The sequence below is a fragment of the Micromonospora sp. NBC_00858 genome, from assembly GCF_045207365.1.
In the GTDB taxonomy this organism is placed as follows: Bacteria; Actinomycetota; Actinomycetes; order Mycobacteriales; family Micromonosporaceae; genus Micromonospora.
This window is the reverse complement of the sequence record NZ_CP108828.1, coordinates 4,812,868-4,827,350: the sequence shown is the minus strand read 5'-3', so window position 1 is coordinate 4,827,350 and position 14,483 is coordinate 4,812,868. Positions and strand designations below refer to the sequence as shown.

General features: G+C 70.6%; 13 protein-coding genes. 5 read left to right on the top strand and 8 right to left on the bottom strand.

The genetic code is table 11. The features are described 5' to 3' along the window. Positions 1-24: 24 nt before the first annotated feature. The gene (locus OG990_RS22360) at positions 25-1,173 is read left to right on the top strand and encodes a DivIVA domain-containing protein (protein WP_328424556.1); all 1,149 of its coding nucleotides are present in this window, start codon (positions 25-27) and stop codon (positions 1,171-1,173) included. Positions 1,174-1,257: 84 nt separating this feature from the next. On the opposite strand, the gene OG990_RS22355 is transcribed toward OG990_RS22360, so the two are convergent. Next, positions 1,258-1,479: a DUF2631 domain-containing protein gene (locus OG990_RS22355; protein WP_328424558.1), complete on the bottom strand. Its 222-nt coding sequence runs from the start codon at positions 1,477-1,479 to the stop codon at positions 1,258-1,260. Between the two features lie 198 nt (positions 1,480-1,677). Here OG990_RS22355 and OG990_RS22350 point away from each other — a divergent pair, with 198 nt between their 5' ends. After that, positions 1,678-3,258, top strand: coding sequence for a Rieske 2Fe-2S domain-containing protein (locus tag OG990_RS22350; RefSeq protein ID WP_406077044.1), 1,581 nt, complete (start codon positions 1,678-1,680; stop codon positions 3,256-3,258). 140 nt (positions 3,259-3,398) lie between these two features. Further along, complete coding sequence (locus OG990_RS22345) at positions 3,399-4,097, top strand: TMEM175 family protein (protein WP_406077043.1); 699 nt, start codon at positions 3,399-3,401, stop codon at positions 4,095-4,097. On the opposite strand, the gene OG990_RS22340 is transcribed toward OG990_RS22345, so the two are convergent. After that, positions 4,086-5,687 (bottom strand): phytoene desaturase family protein, encoded by a 1,602-nt coding sequence (locus OG990_RS22340; protein ID WP_406077042.1) that lies wholly within the window; start codon positions 5,685-5,687, stop codon positions 4,086-4,088. The genes OG990_RS22345 and OG990_RS22340 overlap by 12 nt on opposite strands. A 156-nt stretch (positions 5,688-5,843) precedes the next feature. On the opposite strand from OG990_RS22340, the gene OG990_RS22335 reads away from it, so the two are divergent. Next, a complete protein-coding gene (locus OG990_RS22335) occupies positions 5,844-7,007 on the top strand; it encodes an alkaline phosphatase PhoX (RefSeq protein WP_406077041.1) in 1,164 nt (387 codons plus the stop codon). Here the strand turns inward: OG990_RS22335 and OG990_RS22330 are convergent. Continuing rightward, positions 6,985-7,842, bottom strand: a complete 858-nt coding sequence (locus tag OG990_RS22330; protein WP_406077040.1) for a YhjD/YihY/BrkB family envelope integrity protein — start codon at positions 7,840-7,842, stop codon at positions 6,985-6,987. The genes OG990_RS22335 and OG990_RS22330 overlap by 23 nt on opposite strands. 115 nt (positions 7,843-7,957) lie before the next feature. Beyond that, the gene (locus OG990_RS22325) at positions 7,958-8,929 is read right to left on the bottom strand and encodes a peptidoglycan DD-metalloendopeptidase family protein (protein WP_406077039.1); all 972 of its coding nucleotides are present in this window, start codon (positions 8,927-8,929) and stop codon (positions 7,958-7,960) included. A 68-nt stretch (positions 8,930-8,997) separates the two neighbouring features. Between OG990_RS22325 and OG990_RS22320 the strand changes: the two genes are divergently transcribed. Further along, positions 8,998-9,258 (top strand): DUF397 domain-containing protein, encoded by a 261-nt coding sequence (locus OG990_RS22320; protein ID WP_406081847.1) that lies wholly within the window; start codon positions 8,998-9,000, stop codon positions 9,256-9,258. Here OG990_RS22320 and OG990_RS22315 read toward each other — a convergent pair. The 4 genes from OG990_RS22315 to OG990_RS22300 all read right to left on the bottom strand — a co-directional run bounded on the left by OG990_RS22315 (position 9,192) and on the right by OG990_RS22300 (position 14,369). Continuing rightward, complete coding sequence (locus OG990_RS22315) at positions 9,192-10,610, bottom strand: type IIL restriction-modification enzyme MmeI (protein WP_406077038.1); 1,419 nt, start codon at positions 10,608-10,610, stop codon at positions 9,192-9,194. The two genes, OG990_RS22320 and OG990_RS22315, sit on opposite strands and share 67 nt — an antisense overlap. Positions 10,611-10,858: 248 nt before the next feature. Next, complete coding sequence (locus OG990_RS22310; protein ID WP_406077037.1) at positions 10,859-12,430, bottom strand: sulfite exporter TauE/SafE family protein; 1,572 nt, start codon at positions 12,428-12,430, stop codon at positions 10,859-10,861. Continuing rightward, positions 12,427-13,788 (bottom strand): tetratricopeptide repeat protein, encoded by a 1,362-nt coding sequence (locus OG990_RS22305; protein WP_406077036.1) that lies wholly within the window; start codon positions 13,786-13,788, stop codon positions 12,427-12,429. Before OG990_RS22305 ends, OG990_RS22310 begins: the two co-directional genes overlap by 4 nt. Beyond that, positions 13,785-14,369, bottom strand: a complete 585-nt coding sequence (locus tag OG990_RS22300; RefSeq protein ID WP_406081846.1) for a class F sortase — start codon at positions 14,367-14,369, stop codon at positions 13,785-13,787. The genes OG990_RS22305 and OG990_RS22300 overlap by 4 nt, the downstream gene beginning before the upstream one ends. Positions 14,370-14,483 lie beyond the last annotated feature (114 nt).

The window sequence follows — 14,483 nt, the reverse complement described above, 5'->3', positions numbered from 1 at the left end:
TGGCGAACGAGACCAGGAGACATAGTGGCGAGTCAGGGTCAGCGTTTCCGGCGCAAGGCGCTCCGCCGGGGATACAAGGTCGACGAGGTGGATGCCTTCCTCGACCGGGTCGAGGCGACGCTCGACGGCCGACAGGTCGGCGCGCCGGTGGCCTCCCAGGAGGTCCACGACGTCGTCTTCCGGGTCCGCTTCAACGGCTACGACGAGTGGCAGGTCGACCTGCACCTGGACCGGGTCGAGCGGCAGCTGGCCGAGCTGGAGGAGCGCAGTGCCGCCGGGCGCGGCGGCGACCCCCGGATGGGTGACCGGATGGGCCCGCCGGACCGGCTGGGTCCGCCGATGCGCGACGACCGGGGCATGGTTCCGCAGCCGATGCCGCCCCGGCCGATGCCGGCGCAGGCCGGCCCACCCGCCGATCGCTACGGCCGCTACGACGAGCCGACCGGCGCCTTCGCCGGCGGGTATGACGCCCCCCGCGGTGGTTACGACGGGCCACGCGGTCCGGGCGGCCCCGGCCCGATGGGGCCTGGCGGCCCGATGGGTGGGCATGGTGCCCCGCAGCGCGGCCTGCCCGCCGGTCCCGGCGGCTACGGCCCCCCGGATGACCAGCGGATGCCCGGTGGCTACGGCCCCCCCGACGACCAGCGGATGCCGGGTGGCTACGGCCCTCCCGATGACCAGCGCTCGCCCGGCGGCTACCCCCCGGAGGAGCCGCGCTTCGACGGCTTCGAGGCCGGTCGGCACGGTCGCGCCGACATGACCGCCGAGATCCGGATGCCCGAGCGGGACCTGCGCGACATGCGGCGTGGTCCGGCCGGCCCGCCCCCGATGCCGCAGCAGGGCATCGGTGGCCCGCCGATGGCCGGTCCGCCCGCCGTTGCCGGCCCGCCGGTCGGGGGTCCGCCGATGGCCGGCCCGCCCGGCAGTGACCTGTACCGGGTCGATCAGATCCGGCGCAGCTTCCAGGTGCGCCGGTTCGGCAGCGGGTACGACCCGGACCAGGTCGACCGGTTCTTCGACACCCTGCTCGGCGGTATGCAGGGCCGCAACCCGATGCCGGTCAACCCGAAGGACCTGGACACGCTCCGGTTCGGCCTGGTGCCCGGCGGCTACTTCGAGGCCGAGGTCGACGCCGCGCTCAAGGACGTGCAGGACATCCTCTTCGGGCGCTGACCCCGGCGCGTACGGACGAGGGCCCGTCCCCCGGGTGGGGGCGGGCCCTCGGCGTTGTCGGCCGGTTGTCCGACGGTCGGTCGGTCAGGAGCGCAGACCGTTGCGCCGCAGCACGGCGTCGCCGATCACGATGATCAGCAGCAGCGCGGCCAGGCCGACCAGCCAGATGTCCTCGACCTTGCCCTCGTGGTTGCCGCAGATCATCGCCAGCAGCGCCAGCGCGGAGAGCACTGCGCCAATGCGCCCGGACTTACGGTGCCCGGGCTTGTGCTGGTCTGGCGACGTTACCGGCTCGCTTCCTGCCACTGTCGGTCCTTCCCTCGCGATCGGATCTTTGGTTAGTCTGGCACGCCTCCTGCCCGGGGCGGCGCGGTGGGGGTTTCCCGGCCGTCAGGCCCTGCCGGCCCGGGCCCAATGGCACTACGGGCGTCGCGGGGCGGCGGTCAGACTCCCTCCGGTAGCGTTTGGCGTACACCTGATTGTCTGTTTGAGGGGGACTGTGCGGTGCGAGTGACCGGAACCGGGCACGCCAGTATGCGGATCGACACGGCCGCGGGCAGCATCCTGTGCGACCCGTGGGTCAATCCGGCCTATTTCGCCTCATGGTTCCCATTCCCGGATAATTCTCTGCTGGACTGGGAGAACCTGGGCCAGGTCGACTACCTGTACGTCTCCCACCTGCACCGGGACCACTTCGACGCGGAGCACCTGAGGCGGTACGTGTCGAAGCAGGCGACCGTGCTGCTGCCCGAGTTCCCCACCTCCGAGATGGAGGACGAGCTGCGGGAGCTGGGCTTCACGAAGTTCCTCAAGGCGCCGAACGAGCAGGTCGTCGAGCTGGACGGCGGGCTCAAGGTCATGATCCAGGCGCTGACCAGCCCCACCGACGGCCCGATCGGCGACTCCTCGCTCTGGGTGGAGTACGACGGGGTGCGGCTGCTCAACCAGAACGACGCCCGCCCGACCGACCTGAGCGTCTTCACCGAGCTGGGGCACGTGCACGCGCACATGCTCCAGTTCTCCGGTGCGATCTGGTACCCGATGGTCTACGAGCTGCCGCAGGCGGCGAAGACCGCGTTCGGCAAGCAGAAGCGCGAGCGGCAGTTCGACCGGACCTGGCGCTACATCGACGACCTGAAGGCGTCGCACGTCTTCCCCATCGCCGGCCCGCCGTGCTTCCTCGACGACGCGCTGTGGCAGTTCAACGACATCCACGGCGACGAGGGCAACATCTTCCCCGACCAGTCCGTCTTCCTGGCGGAGTACGCCAAGGTCGGCGGCACCAACGGGATCGTGCTGCTGCCGGGCAGCGTCACCGAGGTCACCACCGAGGGCGCGACCACCACCCACCCGGTGCCGATCGAGGAGTTCTTCGCGAACAAGGTCGCCCACCTGGAGGAGATGCGGGAGCGCAAGCGCCCCATCATCGAGGCGGAGAAGGCGTCCTGGCGGCACCCCGAGGTGGACGTGCTCGGCCAGATGAAGGCCCGGATCGAGCCGCTGCTCGACGAGTCGATCTACCTGGCCAAGGGGGTCGGAGGCCCGGTCCGCTTCGACCTCGTGGGCTACGACGGCGAGAGTGTCGAATCCATCGTGGTGGACTTCCCGGGCAAGGAGGTCCGTCCGTACGCCGACGAGAAGGTCCGCTACCGGTTCCGTACCGAGCGGGCGCTGATCGAGCACCTGCTGTTCATCGACGAGGTGGACTGGGTCAACTCGCTCTTCCTCTCCTGCCGGTTCTCGGCGGCCCGGATCGGCCAGTACAACGAGTTCGTCTACGCGTTCTTCAAGTGCCTCTCCGAGGAGCGGCTCCAGTACGCCGAGGGCTGGTACGACGAGCACGAGCGGAGCACCGACGCCGAGGACGTCACCTTGGGCGACTGGGTGATCCAGCGGCGCTGCCCGCACCTGAAGGCCGACCTGACCCGGTTCGGCATCGTCGAGGGCGACCAGCTCACCTGTCAGCTGCACGGTTGGCGTTTCGACCTGCCCAGCGGCCGCTGCCTGACCAGCGTCGGCCACAAGGTCCGCGCCCACCGCGTTGACGCGGAGGCCCCCGCCCCGGCCGGCGAAGCCGTGATCTGACGAGTCGGCCGGGGCGCGCGACGTCGTGCCCCGGTCGCACCTCGATCCGCGTCCGCGCGGCCCCTGCGTGCGCCACGATCAGTGGAGTGGCGAAAGCCGCGGGCCGGTAGCAGCCGGACACCACCGAGAGTGGGGCGGTCGTGGCGGGGGCGGACGCGCGGGAGAACGAGTACCGGTACGGGCGCGGCCGGGAGAAGGCTCGGGACGCTGCCCGGGTGGAGACGTTCAGCGACGGGGTCTTTGGGGTCGTGCTGACGGTGATGGCCGTCGAGCTGCTCCAGACGGGCCCGGCCCGGGAGGGCGGGCGGGAGCTTCCGGACGCCCTCGCCCACGCCTGGCCGTCCTACCTGGCGTACGTGATCACCTTCGCGATCGCCGGGCAGGTCTGGCTCGCCCACCACAACCTGTGGCGGTACGTGGTCCGGGTCGACCAGATGCTGCTGGTCCTCAACCTGCTCGTGCTGCTCTTCATCGCCACGATCCCGTTCACCGCCGACCTGCTGTCGGACAACCTGCGCGGTAGTGCGACCGAGCAGCGGCTGACCGCCGCCCTCTACCTCGGCACCGTGCTCGGTGAGGCGCTCTTCGTCAACCTGAGCTGGTGGTGGGCCCGTCGGCGCGGGCTGCTCCACCCCGACCTGGATCCCCGGCTGGCCCGGGCGATCGCACGGCGGATCCTGATAAAGCCCCTGCTCTACCTGGTCGCCTTCGCCTTCGTCTTCATCGACCCCATCCTCAGCCTCGGCGCGTACCTCCTGCTGGTCGCCTTCTACCTGATCGGGGGTCCCGGCGACCTTCGGCCGTCCGCCGGCCCGTCCAGGGAGGGGTCAGCGGCCTAGGTCGGCGAGGATGCGGCGGGCGGTGTTGTGGCCGGCGGCGCCGATCACGCTGCCGGCCGGATGGCAGCCGGCGCTGCCGGCGTACACGCCGTCGATCCCGGTGGCGTAGGGCATCCGGTCAGTGAACGAGACGGTGTTGTCGACGTGGTGGATGTGCCCGCCGGTGATGCCGAAGTGGGCCTCGATGCCTGGCGGGGGCAGTGGCACCGCGTCGGCGATCAGGTCGCCGGTGCCGGGGGCGTACCGCTCGACGATCTCGATCAGCCGGTCGACGTAGCCGGGCAGCGCCGCGTCCCAGGTGGTGCCGGCCAGCTCGTAGGGGACCGACTGGACGAAGAGCGCCGACGAGTGGTGCCCCGCCGCGTCGGAGAGTGACGGGTCGACGGTGGTGTGCAGGTACCACTCGATGGTCGGTTCGGCCGGTAGCCGGCCGGCCTGCACGTCCGCCCACATGGCGCGCAGCGCGGTCATGGGCGAGGTGGCCTCCCCGCCGACCAGTGACGCGGAGCCGGGCAGCAGGTGGATGGTCGAGCCGAACGGGCTCGGCGTGCCGGCCGGCAGGCAGGAGAAGTGCGGCAGCCCGGTCAACGCCAGGTTGAGCTTCAGCGTGGTGCCGGGCCGGCGGACCGCCGCCATCCGCTCGCCGAGCGGCGCCGGTAGCGCGCCGTCGGGCAACAGGTCCATCAGCCGGTACGGGTCGCACGCGCCGAGCACCACCTGGGCGGCGACCTGCCGGCCGTCGGCGAGCACGACACCGCTCGCCGCGCCGCCGTCAAGGGTCACCGCGGTGACCGGCGTACCGGTCAGGATGGTCGCGCCGGCGGCGCGGGCGGCGTCGGCGAACGTACGTGAGACGGTGCCCATCCCGCCTTCGGCGATCATCCAGGTGCCGCCCGAGCCGGGCAGCCGGCACATGTTGTGGACCAGGAAGTTGTGGCCGGTGCCGGGGTCGTCCGGGCCGGCGTTGAGCCCGGAGAGCCCGTCGGTCACCGCGTACATGCTGACCAGAAGTTCGGAGCGGAACTCGAAGCGGGCGAGGTAGTCGGCGACCGAGCCCTGGACCAGGTCGACGAACACCTGGCGCAGCGCCGGGCGGACGTGCCGCTCGGCGGTCTCCTGGGCCGTCAGCGGCTCGGCCAGCCAGGCCGGGGCGAGATCCTCGCGCAGCGCGGCCAACTCGGCCTGCATGGCGTCGTCGGCGGCCACATCGGCGGGGGAGAAGAACTCGGCGAGCTGCGCCCGGGTCGCCGCGGTGTCACTGCCGAAGAGCAGGTAGGGCGAGCCGAGGCCGCCCGGCGTGGGCAGGAAGTAGTGCGGGTCGCGGCGCAGCACCGGGATCCGCACGTCGAGCGTGGCGAGCAGCTCCGGTGGCATCAGCCCGAGCAGGTACGACCCGGTGGAGTGACGCAGCTCGGGCACCTTCGGGAACGGGGTCTCGGTGCGGGTCGCACCGCCGATCACGTCGGCGGCCTCCAGCACCAGGACGTCCAGCCCGGCGCGGGCCAGCAGGATGGCGGAGACCAGGCCGTTGTGCCCGGCACCGACGATCACGACGTCGGCGCGAGCGGGAAGCGCATCGGGGCTGCTCATGCCCGGGCAGCCTAGTCGCGCCGGGCCGGTTGTGGGGGTGCCGGCGGGATACGGAGCCCGGGAGGCGTCATTTCGCGTTTACCGGATAGTGGATGCGACCGATGCCCCGATGGCCCTAGCGTCATCGGGGCATCGACCGTCATCTTGGAGGTATCCGTGGATCGTCGTACTGTCCTGCGTTCCGCCGTCGCCGGGGCGGCCGCCTTCTCCGGCAGTCTCTGGGCCGGGGCGGCGCTGGCCGCCCCCGCCCAGCCCGGGCCCGGTCCCTACGGGGAACTGTTGGAAGCCGACGCCAATGGCGTCCAGTTGCCCGCCGGTTTCACCAGCCGGGTCATCGCCCGCTCCGGTCAGCGGGTCGCCGGCACCTCGTACCTCTGGCACTGGGCGCCGGACGGGGGTGCCTGTTTCCCGGCCGGCGACGGCTGGATCTATGTGTCGAACTCGGAAATCCCGCTGGTGGGCGGTGCCTCGGCGGTCCGGTTCGACGCGGACGGCTCGGTCGCCTCGGCGTACCGGATCCTCGGCGGCACCAACGTCAACTGTGCCGGTGGCCCCACTCCGTGGGGCACGTGGCTCTCCTGTGAGGAGGTGCCGCTCGGCCGGGTCTTCGAGACGTGGCCGGACGGCAGCCGGGCGGCCGAGGAGCGGACCCGGATGGGTCGCTTCACCCACGAGGCCGCTGCCTGCGACCCGGACCGGAGGGTGGTCTACCTGACCGAAGACGAGGAGGACGGCTGCTTCTACCGGTTCGTGCCGGACACCTGGGGCGACCTGCGCACCGGACGCGTCCAGGTGCTCTGTGCGCCGGCCGGGCAGGTCGCCGGCCCGGTCACGTGGCGGGACGTGCCGGACCGGGACGGCTTCCCGATCCCCACCCGCTTCCAGGTCGGCGCGGCGAAGCACTTCGACGGCGGTGAGGGCTGCTGGTACGACCGGGGGACCTGCTGGTTCACCACCAAGGGCGACAACCGGGTGTGGGCGTACGACGCGGTCAACCAGCGCCTCGACCTGGCCTACGACGATTCGCTGGTGCCGGCCGGCACCGCACCGCTGACCGGCGTGGACAACATCACCGGCACCGCTGCGGGTGACCTCTACGTCGCCGAGGACGGCGGAAACATGGAAATCAACGTCATCACGCCGGCCGGCGTGGTCGCGCCGGTCGTGCGGATCCTGGGGCAGTCCTCCTCCGAGATCACCGGCCCGGCCTTCTCCCCGGACGGATCGCGCCTCTACTTCTCCTCCCAGCGCGGCCCCTCCGGCACCTCCACCGGCAGCGGCGGCATCACCTACGAGGTCACCGGCCCCTTCCGCCGCTGACCCGCTGGGGGCTGCGCTGGGCGCGCCAGCGGGACAGGACCAGGGTGGCTGAGTAGCCGGACAGCACGATGACGTGGAACAGGTAGAGCCAGAGCAGCACGGCGACGCCGGCGCCGATCTCGTCGAAGCCGCCGAACGGCACACCCAGGTCCAGCGGAAGGGAGGCGAAGAGCACGAAGCCGTGCATGAAACCGGACAGGTTCGCCGCCGTGAACGACCCCATCGCGAGCGCCGAGAGCCAGTCCGGTGACGCCGGCCCGACCACGCGGAACACCCATAGCAGCACCGGCGTGAGCACCAGCCAGACCGCCAGGAAGGACACCACCACGCCCAACGCACCCACCCAGCCGCCCTGCTTGACCAGGCCGGTGGTGAGCGGCAGCGCCAGCAGGATCGACAGCAGTAGCGCGGGGGCCGGCGCGAGCAGCGGTAGCAGGAGCAGCCGGCCCCGCCATCCGACCAGGTGCTCGTCCGAGCGAGGCTCGGCCACCGAGACGAACGCCCGCCGTAGGCCCTCGCCGTACAGCGACGCGGGCAGCAGCGAGGCCAGCGCCAGCAGCGGCGTCAACTCCACCCCGGCGTTGACCAGCGCGGCCACCGCCCGGGGCGCGCCGATCGCGGTGGGCAGCGCCTCCACGGCGTACGAGGTGAGCCTGCTTACCCGGTCGGCCCCGGCGACCAGAGAGGTGAGCCAGATCGCCAGTAGAGCCACCGGCACCACGGCGATCGCGCCGTAGAAGGTGATCGCGGCGGCGTGCAGCGACAGGTCCCGCCCCTGCACAGGGCGGAACGCCGCACTGATGATCCGCTTTGTCTGTTGCAGCCCGCCGCCCATCGGGGTTCCTTTCCCCGTACCGCCTCCCGTCACGCACGGGATCGCCCGCCGTGCCGCATGCCGGAGCCGCCGGACGGATGTCATCCGGCGGCTCCGGCGTACGGTGCGCCGGTGGTCAGCCCAGCGGCAGGCTCCGGGCCGCGCCGAGGCTCGTGTAGAAGCAGCCCGTGGTGGGCAGGCTCGTCGCCGCCGGCGGGGTCACCCCGTCGTAGAGCGCCAGCAGGAAGTTCTGCGGGCACCGCCGGGTGCTGCCGGTGCGGATACCGAAGTGCAGGTGCGGCCCGGTGGAGTTGCCGGTGTTGCCGGTGAGGCCGAGCTGCTGGCCGGGCGCGACCGACGCGCCGTTGCTCACCGACCACGCCGAGAAGTGGCAGTAGGTGTAGACCGCTCCGTCGGTGCCGGTGAGGTTGACGCCCTGGCCGCAGGAGCTGTCGTTGATGATGGTCACGGTGCCGGCCCGCACGGCGTACGCCCGGGTGCCGGTGCCGACGGGAAGGTCGATGGCGGGGTAGTCGTGGTGCGGGTCGTCGTACTCGGAGCGCGGCAGCGCGCTCTTCGTCAGCGGCAAGGACAAGCCGGAGCCGCCGGTTGTGGAGGTGATCCGGACGGCGTCCGCGACGACGTAGCCGGTGCCGGTGCTCCAGCGGCTCACCCCGACCACGGGGTGGTCGCCGGCGGCCAGCGTGAAGGTGCCGAGGCCGACCCAACGGCCTCCGTTGGAGCGCTGGTCCACGACCACGGTCTGGTTGCCGCCGGTGGTCGCCACGATGAACGGGGTGGCGCTGTTGTATCCGGCGTCCGCCGGGTACCACACCTCGACGAGGTGGGCGCCGGCAGTCGGGATCGAGGCGGAGAACCAGGCGGCGTCGCTGCCGCCGGTGTAGGGTGTCGCGAACCGGTAGTCGGCTCCGTACTTCTGGCCGGACCAGGACGAGATGCCCCAGTTGGCGCTGGCGGTGAAGCGTCCGGCGGTCGCGTTGTCCACGGTGGTGGTCGCCGCGGACGCGGATCCCACCGGCCCGAACAGCACCATGGCGGCCGCCGTCACCCCGGTGATCAGAGCGCGCGCGGCGGTGGCGATTTTCACGAGGTCTCTCCGAGGGTCGAAGGGGCACGAAGGTCGGTTGGGTGAAGATATTCAACCAACAACCATCGATGATTGAAAGAGACCTTCATGAATCTCCCGGTGGCGGTCCCTGCGGCGGTGCGTGGCGCACGTCTTCCCGATCCGGCGGGGACGGGGACTGTGTCGAGGTGGCGGGGGTCGGTGACGCGGTCGGGAACCCTCGACCGCCCGTTGTGACGATCCTCCGGTGCCCCGCCCCGTGCGGGCGCCGGAGATCGGGGCGTCAAACGGCCGGGAAACCGAGTTGCTCGGCGGACGCTTCGCCGGCCCGCCAAGCGAACGGGTCATAGCCTCGCCCCCGAGCGATCTCGACGTTGAGAGCGAACAGTCGTCGGCCGATCTCGTCCTTGTCCTGGGCGATCGCCGTGGGCCATCCGTAACAGGCGGCCACCGCTTCGTCCAGCTCTCTGTGCAGCTTCCTGAGGTCGGCGTAGGCGCCCTCGTCCACGAGGTCGTAGAGCCTGTTCAGCCCGAACTGCTGCTCGGCGCAGATCTCCTGCCGGCGGGCGATCACCCGCCGACCTGCCTCCGCCACCCGCGCCCGCTGGTCGTCCGTGACGGGGGAAGGCCACGGGAACGTCAGGAATGTGGAGGTCGGGGCATAGCGTAGATCGTCTTTGACAGTCGAGGACTGAAACCACGCCCAGGCGCCGTGAGTGAAGGAGGAGAGGATTCCCATCGAGTAGTCGTCATCAAGAGTGATGGTGACTATCTGATTGCTGGGGCAGGTCCAAGGCTCACACCAGGTCGTCAGTAGGCGTGTGTCTCGTACGTGCACAGCGATGTAGCGAGGAAGGTAATACCACCGAACCCGCAGGCCATGATCCTTGCCGAACTGCCACCACTTTTCGCGTCTGTCCTTGCGGCGGTCATTGTCGCGGATCGGTTTGACTCGATCTCGCAGGATCTCCAGGGCGGCTGGATACCTCATAGCTTCTTCAAGAGGCCGTAGGCCAAAGTCGATGATCCAGCGCCGGGGCCGCTGAGCCGGATCGTCGGCGATATCGTCACCCATCAGATAGGGCCGGACCACGTCCGGGTACGAGGCATCCGTCCGATCGAGGAGTGACCTCGCCTCCTCGGTGGTCAGGATGAAGCCCTTACCCATCGGGCTCGGGCCCTGTTGACATTTTCCCTCGTTCAGGGTGATCCGCTGTGCTTTGTCCGGCGGGTGTTGAGCCTGTACGAAGGAGATGCCGGGCAGCATCCAGAGCGACCCGTACCGGTCCGGCAACTCGGCGAGCGGGAAGTCACACAGCGGAGCCTTGGGATACGCGTCCGGCGCCCAGATCTCGAAGCGGTGGAACGAACAGAGCATGACGAACTGCGGACGACGCCTGGTGGTTACGCTCGTCCAGTCGCGCCAGTGCTCCAGCGCGTCCTTGCGGTGCTGGACGAGGCGCGTCGTCTCCTTCGGCGCCTTCATCTCCACGATGAGCTGAGCGGTCAGGTGCAGGTCCACGATCCCCGTGGACGAGTGTGCGTCTTCGAAGACCGCACCGCGGTCCTTGCGGCTGACCCCATAGCACTCGAACAACTCGTCCAGATAGGTCTCCGCCTCCGAACGCTCGGTGCCGGCGTAGGCCTGCCATCGGGCAACGAAGCCGACCAGTGCCGCCCGGATCTGTTCATGACTGCGCATGGTCAGAAGACCTTAGGCGAATCCACCGACAAGACCTGGCCTGCTCAAAGCCCAGCCCTTCCCGCCCAGGCTATGCCACCTCGACGAAGTCGAAATCCGCCCAGCGGCTCAGTTACGTGAACCGCCCCGGCGTTGACCAGCGCGGCCACCGCCCGGGGCGCGCCGGCGTCCTGGCCTGGAGGGACCTGACGTTGAGACCTGCCGACTCGTCGGTCGACGCGAAGCGGCTGAGGCATCCGCGGGAATGGCTATGTCGTAGGTGTCAGGAGGGGCCATACCGCTCGCAGCGTGAGGACGGCGCCGACGACGAGGACGAGGCTGGCGGTGAGGATCGGGGTGGCGGTGGCGAGTCGGCCGGTCCAGCTCCCCGGCCGCGGGGAAATTCCGCGATGCAGTCGTTGGTGTAGTCCGACGAGTAGGAGCCCGGCGAGGGTCAGGGTGGCGGCCATGCCGAGGCCGTAGGCGAGGACCAGGAGAACGCCGAACCATGTTCGGCCCAGCGCGACTGCGCCGAGCAGGACGATGAGCGCGGAGGGGCTGGGCACGATGCCGCCGGCGATGCCCATGCCGAGTAGGCCGGCCCTGCCGCGGGCATGGTGATGGTGGTGGTGCCCACGGTGATGCTCATGTTCGTGATCGTGGTCGTGGCGGTGGCTGTCACCGTGATGGTGACCCGATGCCGTGACGTCGGACTCGGCGGTGACGTGGGCGCCGGGTGCCGATCCCGCGAGGACAAGTGTTTGCGGCTGTGGCAGCTGGTGCTTCCTCCGGGCGGGGAGCGCTGACCGGAGCAGGCTGGCGCCGATGCCGGCGATGAGCAGGCCGCTGACTACACCGAGCCAGCCGAGGAGGGTTTCACCGGCCAGGGTCGACGCGGTGGTGAGCAGCAGCCCTGCGGTCAGGACGCCGGCGGTGTGGGTGGCGGTGACGGTGGCGCCGACAGTGAAGGCGTCGCGGTAGGTGCCGCGCCGGCCGGCGATGTAGGCGGCCATGACCGTCTTGCCGTGCCCGGGCAGCATCGCGTGGGCGCCGCCGAGCAGCAGGGCCAGGAGGATCGCCAGTACGCCGGCCAGCGGCGTGAGTCGGTCCGCGCCGGCAATCGTGTTGAGTCGGTCACCGAGGGCGGTCATCGATCGGGCGATCGGGCCGGCGGCGGCGATCGCGAACTGACGTTCGCCGCTGGAGGCGGTGCCTGCGCCCAGGGCCTGGATCCGCGCCGAGCGGTGGTTGAGCGGTGATGACAGCAGGTCGTTGGGGTAGGTGCGCAGCTCGTCGGAGATGCTCGTGCTCGGCAACGGCGAGTCGCGCAGTCCGATCCCGTGTCCGACGGCGGTGGCCTCGTGCCAGCCGACGCGGTCGGTGCGGAAGGTGTCCTCGAAGCTGATCGTGGTGGCCCGCCGCAGGTCGACGGTGGCGGTGAGGTGACACTCGGTTCGACCGGTGACCAGGTTCGCCGCCCCGGAGTGGTAGGTGAGGTTGCTGGCAAGAACTGTCCACGTCAGGGTGTGGCCGGCTACCTCGGCGTGTAGGGCGCCTGCCATCGCCGCGCAGGTGGTGGCAGCGCGGGCTGCCGCCTCGGCCGGCTCGATCGTGCCGTTGCCGTCCCGATCGACGGCGGGTTTCTGCTGCAGGGTGGGCAGCTCCGCTTCGTCGAGGACGGCCAGGTCCTCGATCCGGTCGGGATGCAGCTGCAGGCCGTGATAGTGGTTGACGGAGAAATTTCCCAGCGGGTGGGCGGTGGCCGGACTCGTCGGTGCCAGAGCGCACCCGACCGCGATGAAGGTCACCGCCACCGCGGCGCCGGCCTGTCGCCGCCTCATCCGCCGCCGCCGAGAATGTCGAGCAGGCGTCGCGCGATCGGCGCTTGAACGACGTCGAAGTGCGGGTTGATCGTCATCGCGAGGCTGAGATCTTCGCGAGCGTGGTCCCGGTCGCCGAGGGCGTGGCGGATCACACCACGGTGGTAGTAGAAGGTGGCGTTTCGCCAGCCGAGGCGGGTGGCCTGCAGGGAGTAGTCCAGAGCCTCGGCGTCACGTCCGTTGCGGTGCAGCGCCCATGCCAGGGCGTCAGCGGTCAGGACGGTGCGACGGGCGGACCATTCCGCCTGTGCCTCGGTCAATGCTTCGGCGGCCTGGTCGTGGTCGGCGAGGTAGGTCGCCGCGGTGAGGTGATCGGAGATGCCGTTGGCGGCGGACAGCTGCCGGGCTGCGGCGACCAGGTCGTACTGCTGGCGCGCCTGGTCGGCCTTGCCGGTGACGGTGAGGAGGTCGCCGTATTCGATCAGCAGCTCGGGCAGCGGGAGTGCCTGCACGGCGCGGGCGTAGTCGGCGAGGGCGTCGTCGTTCTGGCCGAGCGCGGCGCGCGCCTTACCGCGTCCGGCGTAAAGCTGCTGGTAGGTGGGATCGGCGGTGAGGCCGGCGTCGTATTCCCGCAGGGCTGCCTGCGGGTCGCCGTTGTGGAACGCCAACTCGCCGAGGTAGTAGCGGCAGAAGGCCCGGTCGGCGGGGCTGCTGGCCTGGGCCAGGGCACGGTTGAGCGCGTCGCGGGCTGCCGCGACCTGCCCGCGCTGTTCGAAGTCGTAGGAGGCGCGGGTGAACGCCGCCACCCCTGGTTCGACGTCCAGCATGCGCTGCACCTGGACACGCGCGCCGTCGTAGTCGCCGAGTTGGGTGAGCGCGTCGACCAGCACGCCGTGGACGTTGCCGGAGTGGGGGTTGAGGGCCTCGGCGCGGCGTCCCCAGTCACGTGCGGCGCTGAAGTCGTGGCGGGCGTTGGCCAGCGCCGCCGTGCCGACCATCGCCTTCCAGTTCGTGGCGCTCTCCAGTTCCAGCGAGCGCCGCAACGCGCCGTCGGCCTTCGGGTAGTACGACGGGTCACCGGTGATCCGGCCCTGTTGCACGTATGCCGAGCCGAGCTCGGCCCACGTCGACCAGTCCTTTGGCACATCGACGAGCCGCCGCTGGGCTTTCGCGATGGTGGATCGCAGGGCGTCGGCACCCGCCTGCGGCCCGGTCCGCGCGGGCGGGCCGACCGGGCCCGGGGAACGTTGTTGTTCCTGCAGCTGACCCGTGACGATCGGGGTGCCTACCAGCAGCACGACGCCGGCCAGCAGCAACACGACGGGCAGCCGGGTGAGCCCCCGGCACACGACGGACAGCCGACGCCGCAGACGGCTCATGAGCCACCGCCGACAAGCGTGGCGTACGCGACGAGGTTGTCCCGATAGCTGCCCGCCCGCCGGTCGAACGTGCCGGTGCAGGTGATCAGCCGCAATTCCGCCCGCTCACTGCGGGCGTAGACCGCGCTAGCGGGAAACCTGTCCTTCGGATACTCGTCGAGCCGATAAATCCGGAAACTCATCACCGACCCGGCGATGTCGCGGACCTGAACCTCACTGCCCACCACCAGGTCCCGCAACCGGTAGAAGACTCCTGGGCCGGTGTGCGAGTCCACGTGACCCACGATCACCGCCGGTGGACCTCCTGGCTCCCCCGGCATCGGGCCGCCCGCATACCAACCGGCCACCTGATAGTCGCTGGGGGCAGGAAGTGAGCCGTCCGGCTCACGGGCCAGGTCGACCAGCTCAGACCGCACCCCGATCGACGGTATCGCCACCTCAGTCGGCTGTGCGGGCGACCCGGACCCGCTCTGGCCGGGACGGGGATCCAGGGGTGCGGCCAGCGCACCCGGCGGCGCTGCGGCCGGCACCCCGGGTGCTCCCGTCAAGGGTCGCTCGACCGCCGTAAGCGCGACTGTCATCAGCACGATGAGTCCTCCAACGATCATGAGCAGCGCGCGCAGGGGTCGCCGCCTCAACGGCAGTACGGCCAGTCGTGCGCGTCTGCGCAGCCGCATGGCAACCATCAAAGAGTT

Coding starts and splice junctions, on each gene's coding strand:
- OG990_RS22340 (WP_406077042.1), bottom strand. CDS start 5,687: ATGAGCAGCCCCGATGCGCTTCCCGCTCGCGCCGACGTCGTGATCGTC.
- OG990_RS22330 (WP_406077040.1), bottom strand. CDS start 7,842: ATGGGCGGCGGGCTGCAACAGACAAAGCGGATCATCAGTGCGGCGTTC.
- OG990_RS22320 (WP_406081847.1), top strand. CDS start 8,998: ATGATTGAAAGAGACCTTCATGAATCTCCCGGTGGCGGTCCCTGCGGC.
- OG990_RS22315 (WP_406077038.1), bottom strand. CDS start 10,610: ATGCGCAGTCATGAACAGATCCGGGCGGCACTGGTCGGCTTCGTTGCC.
- OG990_RS22310 (WP_406077037.1), bottom strand. CDS start 12,430: ATGAGGCGGCGACAGGCCGGCGCCGCGGTGGCGGTGACCTTCATCGCG.
- OG990_RS22305 (WP_406077036.1), bottom strand. CDS start 13,788: ATGAGCCGTCTGCGGCGTCGGCTGTCCGTCGTGTGCCGGGGGCTCACC.
- OG990_RS22300 (WP_406081846.1), bottom strand. CDS start 14,369: ATGACAGTCGCGCTTACGGCGGTCGAGCGACCCTTGACGGGAGCACCC.